We start from the raw sequence: 14,042 nt of genomic DNA, 5'->3' as shown, positions 1-14,042 counted from the left end.
TAGCGTGGAGCCCATGCACACTCACGATTCCTCAGCCTCCCGGTCGGAGCGCCTGCTCGCCACCTCCGTCCTCGTCATCGGCACCGGCGGAGCCGGCCTCCGCGCATCGATCGAGCTCGCCGAGCGCGGCGTGCAGGTGCTCGCGGTCGGCAAGCGGCGCGCCCACGACGCCCACACCACGCTGGCCGCCGGGGGCATCAACGCCGCCCTCGGCACGATGGACCCGGAGGACAGCTGGCAGCAGCACGCCGCCGACACGCTGCGCGAGTCCTACTTCCTCGCGGACCCCGCCATCGTCGAGACCGTCGCCCGCGGCGCCGCCGAGGGCATCGCGGAGCTCGAGCGCTGGGGCATGCCCTTCGCGCGCGAGGCCGACGGCAGGATCAGCCAGCGCTTCTTCGGGGCCCACCGGTACCGCCGCACCTGCTACGCGGGCGACTACACGGGCCTCGAGATCCAGCGCACCCTCATGCGGCGCGCCCGCGAGCTGAACGTGCCCGTCATCGACACCGTCTACGTCACGCGCGTGCTCGTGGGCGACGGACGCGTCTTCGGCGCTTACGGCTTCGACGTCGTCGACGGCTCGCCCGTGGTGATCCACGCCGACGCCGTGATCCTCGCCGCCGGCGGACACACCCGCATCTGGCGCAACACGTCGTCCCGTCGCGACGAGAACACGGGCGACTCGTTCCGGCTCGCCGCACTCGCGGGCGCCAGGCTCCGCGACGCCGAGCTCGTGCAGTTCCACCCCTCGGGCATCCTCGAACCGGCCGAGGCGGCCGGCACCCTCGTGTCGGAGGCCGCCCGCGGCGAGGGCGGGATCCTGCGCAACGCCCTCGGCGAGCGGTTCATGGAGCGCTACGACCCGCAGCGCATGGAGCTCTCGACCCGGGATCGCGTCGCCCTCGCGAGCTACACGGAGATCATCGAGGGCCGCGGCACGACGAACGGCGGCGTCTTCCTCGACGTGTCCCACCTGCCCCGGGAGCGGATCCTCGCGAAGCTGCCGCGCGTCTACCGCACCCTCATCGATCTGCAGATGCTCGACATCACGGACGAGCCGATCGAGATCGCCCCGACGGCGCACTACTCGATGGGCGGGGTGTGGGTGCGTCCCGAGGACCACGGAACGGGCGTCGCGGGCCTCTACGCGATCGGCGAGGCGTCGAGCGGGCTGCACGGCGCCAATCGGCTCGGCGGCAACTCGCTGATCGAGCTGCTCGTGTACGGACGGATCACGGGCGCCGACGCGGCCGAGTACGCCTCCGGCCTGACCGAGCTGCGTCGCGACCCCGCGGCCGTGGCCGAGGCGCGCGCCGAGATGCTCGGTCTCCTGGAGGGCCGACCCGCGACCGCTTCCGCGGGGATGCGAGGCTCCGAGAGCCCCCGGCGCCTGCAGCGCGCGCTCCGCGACCTGATGACCGAGCACGCCGGCGTGGTGCGCAGCGAGTCGGGTCTCACCGCCGGCCTCGCGAAGCTCGACGAGCTGGAGGAGCGGGCGGCGCGCGTCACGGCGCACCCGGACATCGCCGGCTTCGACGACCTCGCCCACGCCTTCGACCTCTCCGGTTCGATGCTCGCCGCGCGCGCCACGCTCGAGTGCGCGCTGGAGCGCCGCGAGACGCGCGGCTGCCACAACCGCTCCGACTTCCCCGAGCAGAGCGGGGAGCTGCGCGGCAGCATGGTCTGGAGCCCCGCCGACGGGGTCGTGTTCGAGCCCGTCGCCGAGGCGCCGGCGTCGTTCCGCGACCTGGCCTACGCGGCGTCCGACGACTCCGTCGCGGGGAAGCTCGTGGAGTAGCTCCGCCGCTCGGCGCCGCGCCTCCGGGTCTCGCGGCCGAGCACGTCGACGATCCGCTCGACGACGGCCTCCGGAATCGGATCGGGGAGGGTGAAGCGGATGGCGGTCCGCGCGAGCCCCGGCTCGATCCCCATCGCGAGGAGCGCCGGCGACGGCTCGTCCCTGCCGGCCGCGCAGGCCGAGCCCGAGGAGACGGCGAGCCCCGCGGCGTCGAGCGCGACGAGCAGCGACTCCCCGCTCACGCCCGCTACCACGAAGGAGGCGTGCCCCGGCAGCCGCTCGACGGGGTCGCCGGTGAGTCTCGCCCCGACGACCTCGTCGAGCACCCGCCGCACGAGCGCGTCGCGGGATCGCACCAGCTCGAGCGCGCGGCCGCCGACCGAGGCCGTGGCCGCGACGACCGCCGCGGCGAACCCGGCGATCGCCGCGACGTTCTCGGTTCCGGATCGCGCGCCGCGCTCCTGCCCGCCGCCGTGCAGCAGCGGCTCGATCGGCAGGTGGTCGCGCACGAGGAGCGCTCCCGCTCCCTGCGGGCCGCCGAACTTGTGCGAGGCGACGGAGATCGCGTCGACGCCCTCGCCCGGCCAGCCCCCCGACCCGAACGAGACGGGGAGGCCCGCCGCGGCCTGCACGGCGTCGGTGTGCACGAGCACCCCCCGTCTCCGAGCCTCGAGCGCGATCGCGGGCAGCGGCTGGACGGTGCCGACCTCCGCGTTCGCGAGCCCGATGGTCGCGAGGGTCGTGTCGTCGCGCATCGCCGCGGCCGCGTCCGACGGCTCGATCCGCCCCGCGCCGTCCACGGGCAGCACCGTCACCTCGAAGCCGTGCACGCGGGCGAGGAGGCGGCAGCTCTCGAGCACCGAGGGATGCTCGAGCGGGGAGGTGATCAGGTGCCTCCCGCGCGGGTTCGCGAGCGCCAGCCCGATGACCGCGAGATTGTTCGCCTCGGTGCCGCCCGAGGTGAAGACCAGCTCGCCGGGCCGGGCGCCCAGCGCCGCCGCGACGCGCTCCCTCGACGTCTCGACCGTGCTCCTCGCGCGGTGGCCCGCGGCGTGCACGCTCGAGGGGTTGCCGGGGCCCGCGTCGAGGGCGTCGAGCATCGCGGCACGGGCCTCGGGGCGCAGGGGGGCCGTGGCGGCGGCGTCGAGGTAGCGGCTCACGATCCCACCGCGTCCAGGCCGAGGTCGAGCGCGCGCGCTCCGTGGGTCAGCCGGCCGACCGAGACGACGTCGACGCCCGTCCGCGCGATCGCCCCGACGGTCGCGAGCGAGACGCCTCCACTCGCCTCCGCGATCGCCCGGTCGCCGATGAGGCGAACGCCCGCGGAGAGCTCGTCGAGCGTGAAGTTGTCGAGCAGCACCCCCGTCACACCCGCGGCGAGCACGGCCTCGATCTGATCGAGACGGTCCACCTCGACGACGATCGAGACGGTGTGACCGGCGCGCTCCCGCAGCGAGCGCAGCGCCTCCGTCGTGGTGCGGTCGTCGATCGCCCCGAGCGCCGCGAGGTGGTTGTCCTTCACCATGATCGCGTCGGAGAGGCCGAAGCGGTGGTTCGACCCGCCTCCCGCGAGCACGGCGTGCTTCTCCAGCGCCCGCAGGCCCGGGGTGGTCTTCCGGGTGTCGGCGATCCGGGCCCGCGTGCCCGCGACCTCGGCGACGTAGCGGGAGGTGAGCGTCGCGATGCCGCTCAGGCGCTGGGCGAAGTTGAGTGCGACGCGCTCGCCCGTGAGCACGCCCCTCGCCGGGCCCGAGATGCGGGCCAGCCGGTCGCCCGCGTCGAACGGCTCGCCGTCGGCGATGAGCGCCTCGACGGCGATCGAGTCGTCCACCTGGCGGAACGTCTCGGCCACGGTGGCTCCGCCCGCGAACACGCCGGCTTCGCGCGCGACCAGGCGGGTGTCGAGCCGGGCGCTCGCCGGGATCGCCAGCTGGGCGGTGAGGTCGCCCCAGGGGGCGTCCTCCTCGAGCGCTCGCTGCACGGAGGTTCGGACGATCTGCGGGGTCAGCACGGGGCGAGGCTCCTTGTCGGCTCGGGATCGGGGTGCGCCGGAACGGGGCGTCCGGGGGCGAGCAGCAGCGCCGAGCGACGCGCCTGCGCGGGATCGGCGTGCGGATGATCCGACCGCCGATGCGCGCCGCGCGACTCGGTGCGCGCGAGCGCCGCGGCCGCGACGAGCGCGGCGAGCGCCGCCTCCGTTCCGGAGCAGCGCGCGAACACCGCCGCGGCCGCGCGGAGGCCCTCGGCGTCGCGCTCGATGCCGAGCCCGGAGGCGACGGCGCCGGCGACCGCATCCGGGTCCGCGCTCCTCCGGTCTGGGGGCCCATCCCCACCCCGGGCGAACGGCTCGACCCGCGCGAGGAGCTCCGAGACGCCGGCCCCGCGCAGCCGCCACGGCTCGGAGCGCGCGGCCGCCGCCCCGGCCCGGGCGCCGAAGACGAGCCCCTCGAGCAGCGAGTTCGATGCCAGCCGGTTCGCGCCGTGCACGCCGGTGGCGGCGACCTCGCCCGCGGCGTAGAGGCCGGGCACGCTGCTGCGGCCGTCGAGATCGGTGGCGACGCCGCCCATCGTGTAGTGCGCCGCCGGCGCGACGGGGACGGGCTCCCGCGCCCAGTCGAGCCCGAGGGCGCGGGTCGCCGCGGTGATCCTCGGGAAGCGGCGCGCGAGGGTTCCCGGACCGCCCTCGCGCTCGATCGGGGTGGCGTCGAGGCGCACGGACCCGCCCCCGTCCGCGCGCAGCGCCCGGTGGACGGCCACCGAGACGACGTCGCGCGGGGCGAGCTCTGCGGCGGGGTGCGCGGAGCGCATGAACCGGCGTCCGCGGCGGTCGAGCAGCACGGCCCCCGCCCCGCGCACGGCCTCGGAGACGAGGAAGCCGTCGGTCTCCGCACCGGGAGCGGCGAGGGCCGTGGGGTGGAACTGCACGAGCTCGAGGTCCGCGAGCGCGGCCCCGGCGCGGGCCGCCAGCACGATGCCCTCGCCCCGCGATCCGGCGGGATTGCTCGTGCGGGGGTGGAGCGCGGCGTATCCCCCGGTCGCGAGCACGACCGCATCGACGCGGCGCACGGCGGGCGCCACGCGGCCGCCGGCACCGCGCACGGTGCGAGCGACGCACTCCTCGGCATCGCTCAGCACGATCCCGACGACCGCGCCGGCCTCCGCGAGCAGCGAGACGACGGTGCGCTCCTCCTGCAGCTCGACCCGGCCTTCCCGCACCCGCTCGAGGACGCGCCGCCCCAGGTGCGCGTGCAGGACCGCGCCGCTGCGATCCTCGCCGGCGTGCACGATGCGCGGCCGGCCGTGGGCGGCCTCGAGCCCCAGGGCGAGACGGCCGCGGGCGTCGCGGTCCGCCGCGAAGCCGTCGGCGATCAGGGAGCGCACGGCGGCCGCCCCGGCGGTCGCGAGCAGGGCGGCGGCCTCGCCGTCCGTCAGCCCGCAGCCGGCGGCGACGGTGTCGGCCGCGTGATCGGCGGGAGCGTCCCCCGGCCCCAGGGCCGCCGCGATCCCGCCCTGCGCGAGCGCGGTGCTGCCGCCCGCCGCGGGGTCCGCCCCGCCCAGCCTCCCGGGGGTGACGAGCAGCACCTCGGCGCCGGCGTCGCAGGCCGCGAGGGTCGCGGAGAGCCCGGCGACCCCGGATCCGACGACGCAGATCACGGCTTCGCCGCGAGCATGCGCTCGAGCGCCACCCGCGACTCCTCGGCGACCGCGCGCGGCACCGCGATCCGGTTCGGCGTCAGCCCCTCGAGCAGCGACTCGAGCGTCCACGCCAGGTAGGCGGGGTGGATGCGGTACATGGTCGAGCACGGGCACACCACGGGGTCGAGGCAGAAGATCGTCAGCTCGGGGTGCTGATGCTGCAGCCGGTTCACGAGGTTGATCTCGGTGCCCACCGCGATCACCGAGCCGGGCGCCGCCGCCGCGATCTCGCGACGGATGTACTCCGTCGACCCGCTGCCGTCGGCGGCCTCGACGACCGCGGCCGGGCACTCCGGGTGCACGATCACCCGCACGCCGGGGTGCTCGGCGCGCGCCCGCTCGATCTGGTCGACGGTGAAGCGCTTGTGCACGGAGCAGAAGCCGTTCCACAGGATCACGCGCGCCTCGCGCAGCGTCTCCGCGGTGTTGCCCCCGAGGGGCAGATGCGCGCGCCACAGCGGCATCGCCTCCTCGGCGACGCCCATGGCCTTGGCGGTGTTGCGTCCGAGGTGCTGGTCGGGGAAGAACACGACCCGCCGCCCGCGCTCGAAGGCCCACTCGAGCACGGCGCGCGCGTTCGACGAGGTGCACACGATGCCCCCGTTGCGTCCGCAGAAGGCCTTGATCGCCGCCGAGGAGTTCATGTAGGTGACCGGGATCACCGGCTGACGGCCCTCGGCGTCGGGCTCCTGCCCCAGCACCTGCACGAGCTCCCGCCAGCAGCGCTCGACCTGATCGATCGTGGCCATGTCGGCCATCGAGCACCCCGCGGCGAGGTTCGGCAGGATCACGGCCTGCTCGGGCCCCGAGAGGATGTCGGCCGTCTCGGCCATGAAGTGGACGCCGCAGAAGACGAACGCCTCGGCCTCGGGGCTCGCCTTCGCGGCCTGCGCCAGCATGAACGAGTCGCCCACGAAGTCGGCGTGACGCACGATCTCGTCGCGCTGGTAGAAGTGCCCCAGGATGCGGACCCGGTCGCCGAGCCGGGCCTTCGCCGCGACGATCCGCCGCTCGAGCTCCTCCTCGCTCGCGTCGGTGTAGCGCTCGGGCAGCGGGCCCTGCCGCGGCGCGTCGCCCGGGATGGCGTCGGCGGTCGAGGCGCCGGGCCCGTAGCCCGGGGCGCGGTCGACCGCCCACGGATCCCGCGCGAGACCGCTGTCGCAGCTCGTCGCCGCCTGGCCGGGCGCCGACCGGCCGGTCGGCCGGAGCGCGATCGGGCGGCGGTGGCCCCGCTCGGCCTCCTCCGCCGCTGCTCCGCGGATGAGTTCCTGCACGCTCGTCATCGCTGCATGCTCCTTCGTCTGGTGTCGGTCGCGTCTGGTGTCGGTCGGTGTCTCTGCTCCGGATCGGGCCTCGCGGATCGATCGGGGCTGGTCGGGTCTGGCGGGATCCAGATCGGATCGGGGGCACGGTCTACCGGTCGGGGCGCGGGGCGTCCTCCGGCTCCGCCCGGAAGCGGAACAGCCTCGCCGGGCGATGCCGCGTGCCGGTCTCGACGGCGCCGGTGTCCACGAGGTGCCCCTGGGCGAGCGCCTGCCTGCGGAAGTTCGCCGGGTCGACGCGGTTCCCGAGGATCGCCTCGTGCACGCTGCGCAGCTGCGCGAGGGTGAACACCGGTCCGAGGAATCGGTGGGCCACCGCCGAGTACTCGGTCTTGCGGCGCAGACGCCAGAGCGCGTACTCGACGATGTCGACGTGGTCGAACGCGAGACGCGGCAGGCGGTCGGCGCTGAACCAGGCGACGTTGGGATCGTTCTCGCCTGGGGGCCCTCCGGAGCCCTCCTGACGGGGACCGGACTGGGGAGGCACGTCGTCCCATCTCGGGCCGGGCGCCCCGCCTCCCCGGCTCGGGGCTGCGACCGGGGTCCGGCCGACGGGTGCCCCGGCCCCCTGACCCGCCGGCGCGCTCGGGGGAGCCGCCAGATCCCGCTCGCCGTACAGCGCCCAGTACCCGATCGTGACGAGTCGCTGCGCCTCGGCCGAGCGCTCGACGCTGCCGAACGCGTAGAGCTGCTCGAGGTACCCCGGCGGACGGAGCACGGCGTCGTGGAGGGTCCGTGAGGCGGTGTCGACGAGGGTCTCGTCCCACTGCGTGGGCCCGCCGGGGAGCGCCCAGCGACCCTCGAACGGCGGCCTCGTGCGGCGCACGAGCGGGATCCAGAGCGTCACGGAGCCGGCGGCCGTCGTCTCCCGACCCTCGGCCGGAGCCCCGGCGTCGGGGGCGCCGGCGGCGGCCCCCTCGGGCGGATGCAGCGCGAAGGCCACCGTCGACACCGCCACGGCGGGCGGCAGGTAGCGACGCTCGCTCGCGCTCGACTCGGCGAAGTGCACGGGCTCTCCCTCGACTTAGAGTCAGAATGACCTTAAGTCAGGATACGCCCGTTCCCCGCCGTGTCAAGCGCGGAGGGCGGCCCCGGCTACATCTCCTCGTGGGTGTTCGGGTCGAAATCCCACATCCGTCCGCGCTCCAGACCCGAGATCTCCTCGATCTCATCGCCCGCCAGGGAGAAGCCGAAGACGTCGGCGTTGACCCGCTGCCGTTCGGGGTTGCTCGACTTGGGGATCGGCGTGCTCCCCAGCTCGACGTGCCACCGCAGCACGAGCTGGCTCGGAGTGATGCCGCGGGCCGCGGCGAGCCTCGTGACGACGGGCTCCTCGACGAGGTCGGAGTGCCGCGCGAGCGGGCTCCAGCTCTCGGTCCGGATGCCGAGCTCGGCGTGCACGGCGCGCAGCGCGGCCTGAGGGAAGTAGGGGTGCAGCTCCACCTGGTTCACCGACGGCGTCACGCCCGTCTCCTCGACGAGCCGCGCGAGCATCTCCTCCGTGAAGTTCGACACCCCGATCGAGCGCACGGCGCCGCGCTCGCGCAGGTCGATCATCGCCCGCCAGGTGTCCACGTAGCGGTCGACGCTCGGGTTCGGCCAGTGGATCAGGTAGAGGTCGATGTATCCGAGCCCCAGAGCGGCGAGGGAGGCCTCGGCGCTCGCGAGCGTCTCCTCGTACCCGTGGTGGCGGCCGGGGAGCTTGGTCGCGACGCGGATCTCCTCGCGCGCGACGCCGCTGCCCCGCACGGCCTCCCCGACCTCGGCCTCGTTCTCGTAGTTCACGGCGGTGTCGAGCAGCCGATACCCCGACCGGATCGCCGCGGCCATCGACGCCACGCCCTCCTCGCCCAGCAGCTTGTAGGTGCCGAGCCCCAGCTCGGGCAGTTCCGTGCCGTCGTTCAGCGTGACCGTGGGGATCGCGGGGACCGGGGGCGTGGAGCGCGTCTGATGCATGCCCCCCATTCTGCCCGGCGCGGTGCAGCGCGTCGAGGGGAGCGCCGGAGCCCGGATGCCGACATCCCCGAGCGGCACCGCCCCTGTCGCTGCGCTCCAAGATGGGGTAAGCTCGGTCTGGCAACACGAGTACACGCCGAACGTAGGGTAACCCAGCACATTTTTTCACCGCAAGACCGCGGCCCGCGCGAGATACGGGTCGCATCGCGTTTCACACGCGGCCGGTTCCCGGAGGCATCGACGCCGGAAGGGCCCGAACCGCTGCCGCGATCATCCTCCTCACGCGGATTCCGCATCGCCGGTCGCACCGACCCGCAGCGCTCGGCCTCCGCCGCTCACCGGATCGCCTCGATTCCGCCAGAGCAGGCCTCCGTCTCGCACCGGGGCTCCCCGCACCGGCGGGCCTGCCGCCCGCCCCAGATCTCCACGTCGGCGCCGTCGCCGTGGCTCTCAGGATCGCACTGACGATCCGCAACAACAAGAAGGAAAACAGGATGGCCACTGGCACTGTCAAATGGTTCAACTCGGAAAAGGGTTACGGTTTCATCGCCCCCGACGACGGTTCCGCAGACGTGTTCGCACACTTCAGCGCGATCGACGGCTCGGGCCGCCGCGACCTCTTCGAGGAGCAGCGCGTAGAGTTCGAGACCGAGCAGGGCCAGAAGGGCCTGCAGGCGACCAACATTCGCCCGCTCTGATACCGAGCACCGCGAACGGCGGGGGTGCGGCCATCGGCCGCGCCCCCGCCGTCGTTTTCCGCGGTCCTCTCCTCGGCGCTCAGCGACGCGGCTCGATGACCGCCTTGACGCACGCGCTGTCCGAGATCGCGTCGAGCGCCTCGCGGTACTGGTCGAGACCGAAGCGGTGGGTGATGATCCCCGTGGTGTCGATCGTCCCCGAACGCAGCGCCGCGATCGCACGGTCGAAGACGAACTGCTGGGCGAAGGATCCCTTGATCGTCAACTCCCTGCGGAAGATCTCGTAGGGGCGCACCGGCCAGGTCGCCTCCTCGTCGGCCATGCCGTAGACCAGCACCGTTCCGCCGGTCCGCGTGAGACCGATCGTCTGCTGCAGCACGGCGACGGCGCCGGTCGCGTCGACGACGATGTCGTACCCCTCGGGCGCATCGGCGCGGAGCGCCGCCCGGGCCGCCGCGGGATCGGCCCGGTCCACGCGCACGGTCAGATCAGCACCGTGCGCTCTCGCGAGATCCAGCTTGTGCTGCGACGGCGCCGCGACCACCACCCGCTCCGTTCCGGCGTTCTTCTTGAGCAGCTGCGCCATGAGCAGCCCGGTCGGCCCCGCACCGAAGACGAGCACGTTCGACCCGGGCGCCGCGCCCAGCACGTCGAGCCCGCGCATCACGCAGGCCGCGGGCTCGGCGAGCACGGCGACGTCGGGATCGAGGTCGTTGACCACGAAGCACCGATCGGCCTCGAGGATGATGGCGTCGGCGAACGCTCCCGGCCGGTTGACGCCGTGCGCCCTGCCGCGCTCGCAGAAGACCGGGTAGCCGCGACGGCAGCTCGTGCAGGTGCCGCACGCGACCGTGTTGTCGGCGACGACGCGGTCGCCGATCTCAGGGCTCGTCACGGCCGACCCTCGCGCCACGACGCGGCCGGTGAGCTCGTGGCCCGGCACGAGCGGATAGGCGGGGCCGAACTCCCCGTGGTGCAGGTGGAGGTCGGTGCCGCACACGCCCGCGCGGTCGACCTCGATGACCACCTCGGTATCGCCGGGCTCGCGGAGCGGCACCTCCTGCAGCGAGAAGTGCTCGGGCTCTGAGTAGACGATCGAACGCATGGGGCCTCCCGGGGTCTGGTGTGTCGAGTGCGGATGTCGGTGTGCGTGGAGCAGATCCGGGTCAGCCCGCCGCGGCCGGGGCCGGCCAGCGGAGGAACGCCCGGGGATTGTCGACGAGGAACGACCTGATGCCCGCCTCCCCCACGCGCCGCTCGAGCCTCGGCACGAACCGCAGCGTGAGGTAGGGGATGCCGGGCATGCCCCCGTATGCGAGGTAGCGCGAGCGACGGGCGACGTCGCCGCCCAGCAGGATCCGGTCGCCGTGCCCGGCCTCGCGGGCCCCGTCGATGGCGTCGATGAGCGCCGACTCGGGCCACTCCTTGAGCCGGGCCGCGCCGTCGCAGCCGAGATAGGCGCCCCGTGCCGCCAACTCCGCGTAGAGGGTCGCGTCGGGGCTCCGGTCGATGTGCGCCAGCACGACGCGCTCGGGCGCCGCTCCGTCCGCCTCCAGGGCATCGAGCACCTCGTGCGCGCACGAGCCGTGCTCGAGGTGGACCATGACGGGAGCACCCGTGATGCGGTGCGCGGCGGCGACGGCCGCGAGCGCGCGCCGCTCGAAGGCGGAGATCCTCCAGTAGTCGACACCGGCCTTCAGCAGGCCGGCGCGGACGGGCGCGCCCGCGGGGCCGAGAGGCGGCCGCTCGCGCGCTCCGGCCCCCGGAAGGGCGTCGACGGCCAGCTGCCCCTCGAGGAGATCGGCGAGGCACTGCGCCGCCATGCGCTCCTCGTCGAGTTCGAGCACCTCCGATCGGCCCGCGTAGTGCGCCTCCCGGTGGAACCCGGTCGTGGCGACCACGTGAACGCCCGCCGCGTGCGAGATGCGGGCCACCGCGAGCGGGTCGCGGCCGAGCCCCCACGGCGTGGCGTCCACCATCGCGTCGATGCCGGCTGCGCGCATCAGCCCGGCCTCGCCTCGGCTCAGGTCCTCGTCGTCGAGCTCTTCTCCCGGCAGCAGCGGCGTCGTCTGGAAGAGGTGCTCGTGGTAGTCGACGCGCCCCAGGCGCTCGGGCGCGATGTCCCCGAGCACCGTGCGCACGAACGGCTCGGGCGCCGGGGACGGAGGCCCGGCCGCTTCTCGTCGCGCATCGGCGTTCACAGCTCGTCGAACCACCCCTCGAGCCTGCGGTAGGCGTCCATGAACAGCGCGTACCGGCGGTCGTTCTCGGCGGCGTCGAGCCGCGGCTCGATGCCCGGACCCGCGGCCTTCCCCACGAACTCGGGCACCTCCTCCTGCCGGATGAGCCCCACGCCCAGCGCTGCGACGGCGGCCGCGCCGAGGCTGGTGGCGTGGTCGCCGATCGAGCTCGGCACGACGCTCAGCTGCCAGGTATCGGCGAGGATCCGCCCGACGAGCGGGGACTTCGCAGCCCCGCCGATCGCGTCGATCCGCTCGAAGGAGTGCCCCGCCTCGGCGAACGCGACGAGGCCCGTGCGCAGGTTGAAGGCCACGCCCTCGATGACCGCTCGCACCATGTTCGCGCGGTCGTGGGGCATCTGTAGGCCGACGAACGCCGCCCGCGCCCGCGGGTTCCAGTACGGGGAGCGCTCCCCCAGCAGGTGCGGGAGGAAGTAGAGGCCGTCGGCGCTCGCCTCCGCCCGCTCGGCGTCAGCCAGCGCCGCCTCGAAGCGGTCATCCGCGCCGGGCCGCAGCACCGAGACGATCCAGTCGAGCGACGCTCCGCCGGCCTGCATCGTCGCGGTCGGCACGAAATGGCCGGGGATCACGTGGTTGAAGGTCATGGATCGCATGAGCGGATCGTGCAGCGGCCGCGTGTCGGCGAACGACACCCAGGAGGAGGATCCGAGGTAGGTGTAGACGCCGCTGGACCGGTCGACGATCCCGGCGCCCAGCGCGCCCATCGGCCCGTCACCGCCGCCCGCGATCACCCGGGTCGCGGGCGAGAGGCCGGATTCCGCTGCGACCTCGGGCCGGACCCCGCCGAGATCGGCGGACGACTCGACGATCTCGGGGAAGAGCGCGCGGTCCAGGCCCGCGGCCTCGATGAGCTCGCCGCTCCAGCCCTGCGCGTCCTGGTCGTAGGCGTTGGTCCCGGAGGCATCGGAGGGGTCGGTGACGCAGCGGCCCGTCAGCCGGTGCAGGATCACGTCCTTGGCGGTGAGGAAGCGCTCGGCCCGGGCGAAGGCCTCGGGCTCGGTGTCGCGCACCCACATGAGCTTCGACAGCGAATAGGTCGGGTTCGCGCGGTGGCCGGTCATGCGGTACACCTCGTCCATGCCGACGCGCTCGACGAGCTGATCGCACTGGGCCCGGGCCCGGGTGTCGGCCCAGATGATCCCGGGTCGCACGGGGCGGCCGCGTCCGTCGATGAGCACGGCGCCCATCATCTGCCCGGAGAAGGAGACCGCGCCGATCCGCGAGGGATCGAGGCCGTGGAGGCCGAGCAGACGGTGGTTGGCCTCGCAGAAGGCGCGCCACCAGTCGTCGGGATCCTGCTCGGCCTTGCCGTCGGCGCCGAAGTCGACGGGGTAGGCGACCGTGACGGAGCCGACGAGCGTGCCGTCTGCGGCGACGAGCGTCGCCTTGTCGCCGGTGGTGCCGAGGTCGTGGGCGAGGACGAGCGGGGCGTCGGGGACGCCGGGGTTCGAGGTGTTCATCGCAGCGAGTATCCCCCGTCCATCAGCAGCTCGGCGCCCAGGAAGTACCCGGACCGCTCGTCCAGCAGGAACTCGACGGCGGCCGCGACCTCGTCGGGCGCCCCCATGCGCCCGAGCACGGTCGCCTCGTTCCACTCGCCGTGCATGTGGGTCTTGAGCCCGTTGAGCGGCGTGTCGATGTAGCCCGGCGAGAGCGCGTTCACGCGGACGCCCCGCGGCCCCCACTCGACCGCGAGGGACTTGGTCAGCGCCACGACGGCGGCCTTCGAGCTGTTGTAGATGCACTGGCGCTGCGGGAAGTTCACGATGTGGTTGCCCGACATCGAGGCCACGTTCACGATCGCCCCGCCGCCACGGGCGAGCAGCTCGCGGCCGAAGGCCTGGCAGGAGAGGAACACCCCGCGGAAGTTCACGCCCATGACCCGGTCGACCAGGCCGATGTCGAGGTCCTCGGCGGCGACGTCGTTCTCCACGATGCCGGCGCTCGTCACGAGGGAGACCGGCGAGTCGTCCTCCGCGTACAGCGCCTCGACGGCCGCGTCGATGCTCGCGGGATCGAGCAGGTCGCAGGCCACGAATCCGCCCGCCGGCCCCTCCCCCGGCACGCGATCGAGGGCGTAGGTCGTCCACCCGGCGCGGGAGAGCGCTGCGCAGATCTCCCGCCCGATGCCACCGCTTCCGCCCGTGACGGCCACCCGCTTGGGCTGGGCTGCAGAACCTGTCACACCATTCTCCTTCGAACGCACTCGGCCACCGAGAATTCGTAGCACAACTACCATATCGGCTCTCTCCGGGAGAGAAAAGCGGCGATCCGCGCCGGAAATCCCCGGTGTGACACGGCAAGATGT

Annotated in this window: 12 protein-coding genes; 2 read left to right on the top strand and 10 right to left on the bottom strand. The window is 73.9% G+C overall.

The features are described from left to right. The first annotated feature begins 13 nt into the window (after positions 1 to 13). Positions 14 to 1,801 carry an FAD-binding protein gene (locus JD276_RS05005; RefSeq protein WP_200114495.1) on the top strand — a complete coding sequence of 596 codons (1,788 nt, stop codon included), beginning with the start codon at positions 14 to 16 and terminating at the stop codon, positions 1,799 to 1,801. Here the strand turns inward: JD276_RS05005 and JD276_RS05000 are convergent. From JD276_RS05000 to JD276_RS04975, 6 genes are all read right to left on the bottom strand, one after another. Next, positions 1,756 to 2,961, bottom strand: coding sequence for a cysteine desulfurase family protein (locus JD276_RS05000; protein WP_307866460.1), 1,206 nt, complete (start codon positions 2,959 to 2,961; stop codon positions 1,756 to 1,758). The two genes, JD276_RS05005 and JD276_RS05000, sit on opposite strands and share 46 nt — an antisense overlap. Continuing rightward, entirely contained in the window at positions 2,958 to 3,812 is an 855-nt protein-coding gene (nadC, locus tag JD276_RS04995) for a carboxylating nicotinate-nucleotide diphosphorylase (RefSeq protein ID WP_200114493.1), read from the bottom strand. The genes JD276_RS05000 and nadC overlap by 4 nt, the downstream gene beginning before the upstream one ends. Next, complete coding sequence (locus JD276_RS04990; protein ID WP_200114492.1) at positions 3,806 to 5,455, bottom strand: L-aspartate oxidase; 1,650 nt, start codon at positions 5,453 to 5,455, stop codon at positions 3,806 to 3,808. Before JD276_RS04990 ends, nadC begins: the two co-directional genes overlap by 7 nt. Continuing rightward, a complete protein-coding gene (gene nadA / locus JD276_RS04985) occupies positions 5,452 to 6,780 on the bottom strand; it encodes a quinolinate synthase NadA (protein WP_200114485.1) in 1,329 nt (442 codons plus the stop codon). Before nadA ends, JD276_RS04990 begins: the two co-directional genes overlap by 4 nt. A gap of 130 nt (positions 6,781 to 6,910) precedes the next feature. Then, complete coding sequence (locus JD276_RS04980) at positions 6,911 to 7,828, bottom strand: NUDIX hydrolase (protein WP_200114483.1); 918 nt, start codon at positions 7,826 to 7,828, stop codon at positions 6,911 to 6,913. Positions 7,829 to 7,914: 86 nt separating this feature from the next. Further along, positions 7,915 to 8,775 carry an aldo/keto reductase gene (locus tag JD276_RS04975; protein WP_200114481.1) on the bottom strand — a complete coding sequence of 287 codons (861 nt, stop codon included), beginning with the start codon at positions 8,773 to 8,775 and terminating at the stop codon, positions 7,915 to 7,917. Positions 8,776 to 9,269: 494 nt separating this feature from the next. Between JD276_RS04975 and JD276_RS04970 the strand changes: the two genes are divergently transcribed. Continuing rightward, positions 9,270 to 9,473, top strand: a complete 204-nt coding sequence (locus JD276_RS04970) for a cold-shock protein (RefSeq protein WP_200114737.1) — start codon at positions 9,270 to 9,272, stop codon at positions 9,471 to 9,473. A gap of 79 nt (positions 9,474 to 9,552) precedes the next feature. Here the strand turns inward: JD276_RS04970 and JD276_RS04965 are convergent, their stop codons facing one another. The 4 genes from JD276_RS04965 to JD276_RS04950 form a co-directional block, all read right to left on the bottom strand. After that, positions 9,553 to 10,578, bottom strand: a complete 1,026-nt coding sequence (locus JD276_RS04965) for a zinc-dependent alcohol dehydrogenase family protein (protein ID WP_200114479.1) — start codon at positions 10,576 to 10,578, stop codon at positions 9,553 to 9,555. A 61-nt stretch (positions 10,579 to 10,639) separates the two neighbouring features. Continuing rightward, positions 10,640 to 11,689, bottom strand: a complete 1,050-nt coding sequence (locus tag JD276_RS04960) for a phosphotriesterase family protein (RefSeq protein ID WP_307866459.1) — start codon at positions 11,687 to 11,689, stop codon at positions 10,640 to 10,642. Then, positions 11,671 to 13,194 carry a xylulokinase gene (xylB, locus tag JD276_RS04955; RefSeq protein ID WP_200114477.1) on the bottom strand — a complete coding sequence of 508 codons (1,524 nt, stop codon included), beginning with the start codon at positions 13,192 to 13,194 and terminating at the stop codon, positions 11,671 to 11,673. Before xylB ends, JD276_RS04960 begins: the two co-directional genes overlap by 19 nt. After that, a complete protein-coding gene (locus JD276_RS04950) occupies positions 13,191 to 13,919 on the bottom strand; it encodes an SDR family NAD(P)-dependent oxidoreductase (protein ID WP_200114474.1) in 729 nt (242 codons plus the stop codon). The genes xylB and JD276_RS04950 overlap by 4 nt, the downstream gene beginning before the upstream one ends. Positions 13,920 to 14,042: the final 123 nt, after the last annotated feature.

The sequence above is a fragment of the Leucobacter chromiisoli genome (genome assembly GCF_016522505.1).
In the GTDB taxonomy this organism is placed as follows: Bacteria; Actinomycetota; Actinomycetes; order Actinomycetales; family Microbacteriaceae; genus Leucobacter; species Leucobacter chromiisoli.
Note: the sequence above shows the minus strand (reverse complement) of the source record. Positions and strands in the feature narration are given on the sequence as shown.

Coding starts and splice junctions, on each gene's coding strand:
- JD276_RS04975 (WP_200114481.1), bottom strand. CDS start 8,775: ATGCATCAGACGCGCTCCACGCCCCCGGTCCCCGCGATCCCCACGGTC.
- JD276_RS04965 (WP_200114479.1), bottom strand. CDS start 10,578: ATGCGTTCGATCGTCTACTCAGAGCCCGAGCACTTCTCGCTGCAGGAG.
- JD276_RS05005 (WP_200114495.1), top strand. CDS start 14: ATGCACACTCACGATTCCTCAGCCTCCCGGTCGGAGCGCCTGCTCGCC.
- nadA (WP_200114485.1), bottom strand. CDS start 6,780: ATGACGAGCGTGCAGGAACTCATCCGCGGAGCAGCGGCGGAGGAGGCC.
- JD276_RS04970 (WP_200114737.1), top strand. CDS start 9,270: ATGGCCACTGGCACTGTCAAATGGTTCAACTCGGAAAAGGGTTACGGT.
- xylB (WP_200114477.1), bottom strand. CDS start 13,194: ATGAACACCTCGAACCCCGGCGTCCCCGACGCCCCGCTCGTCCTCGCC.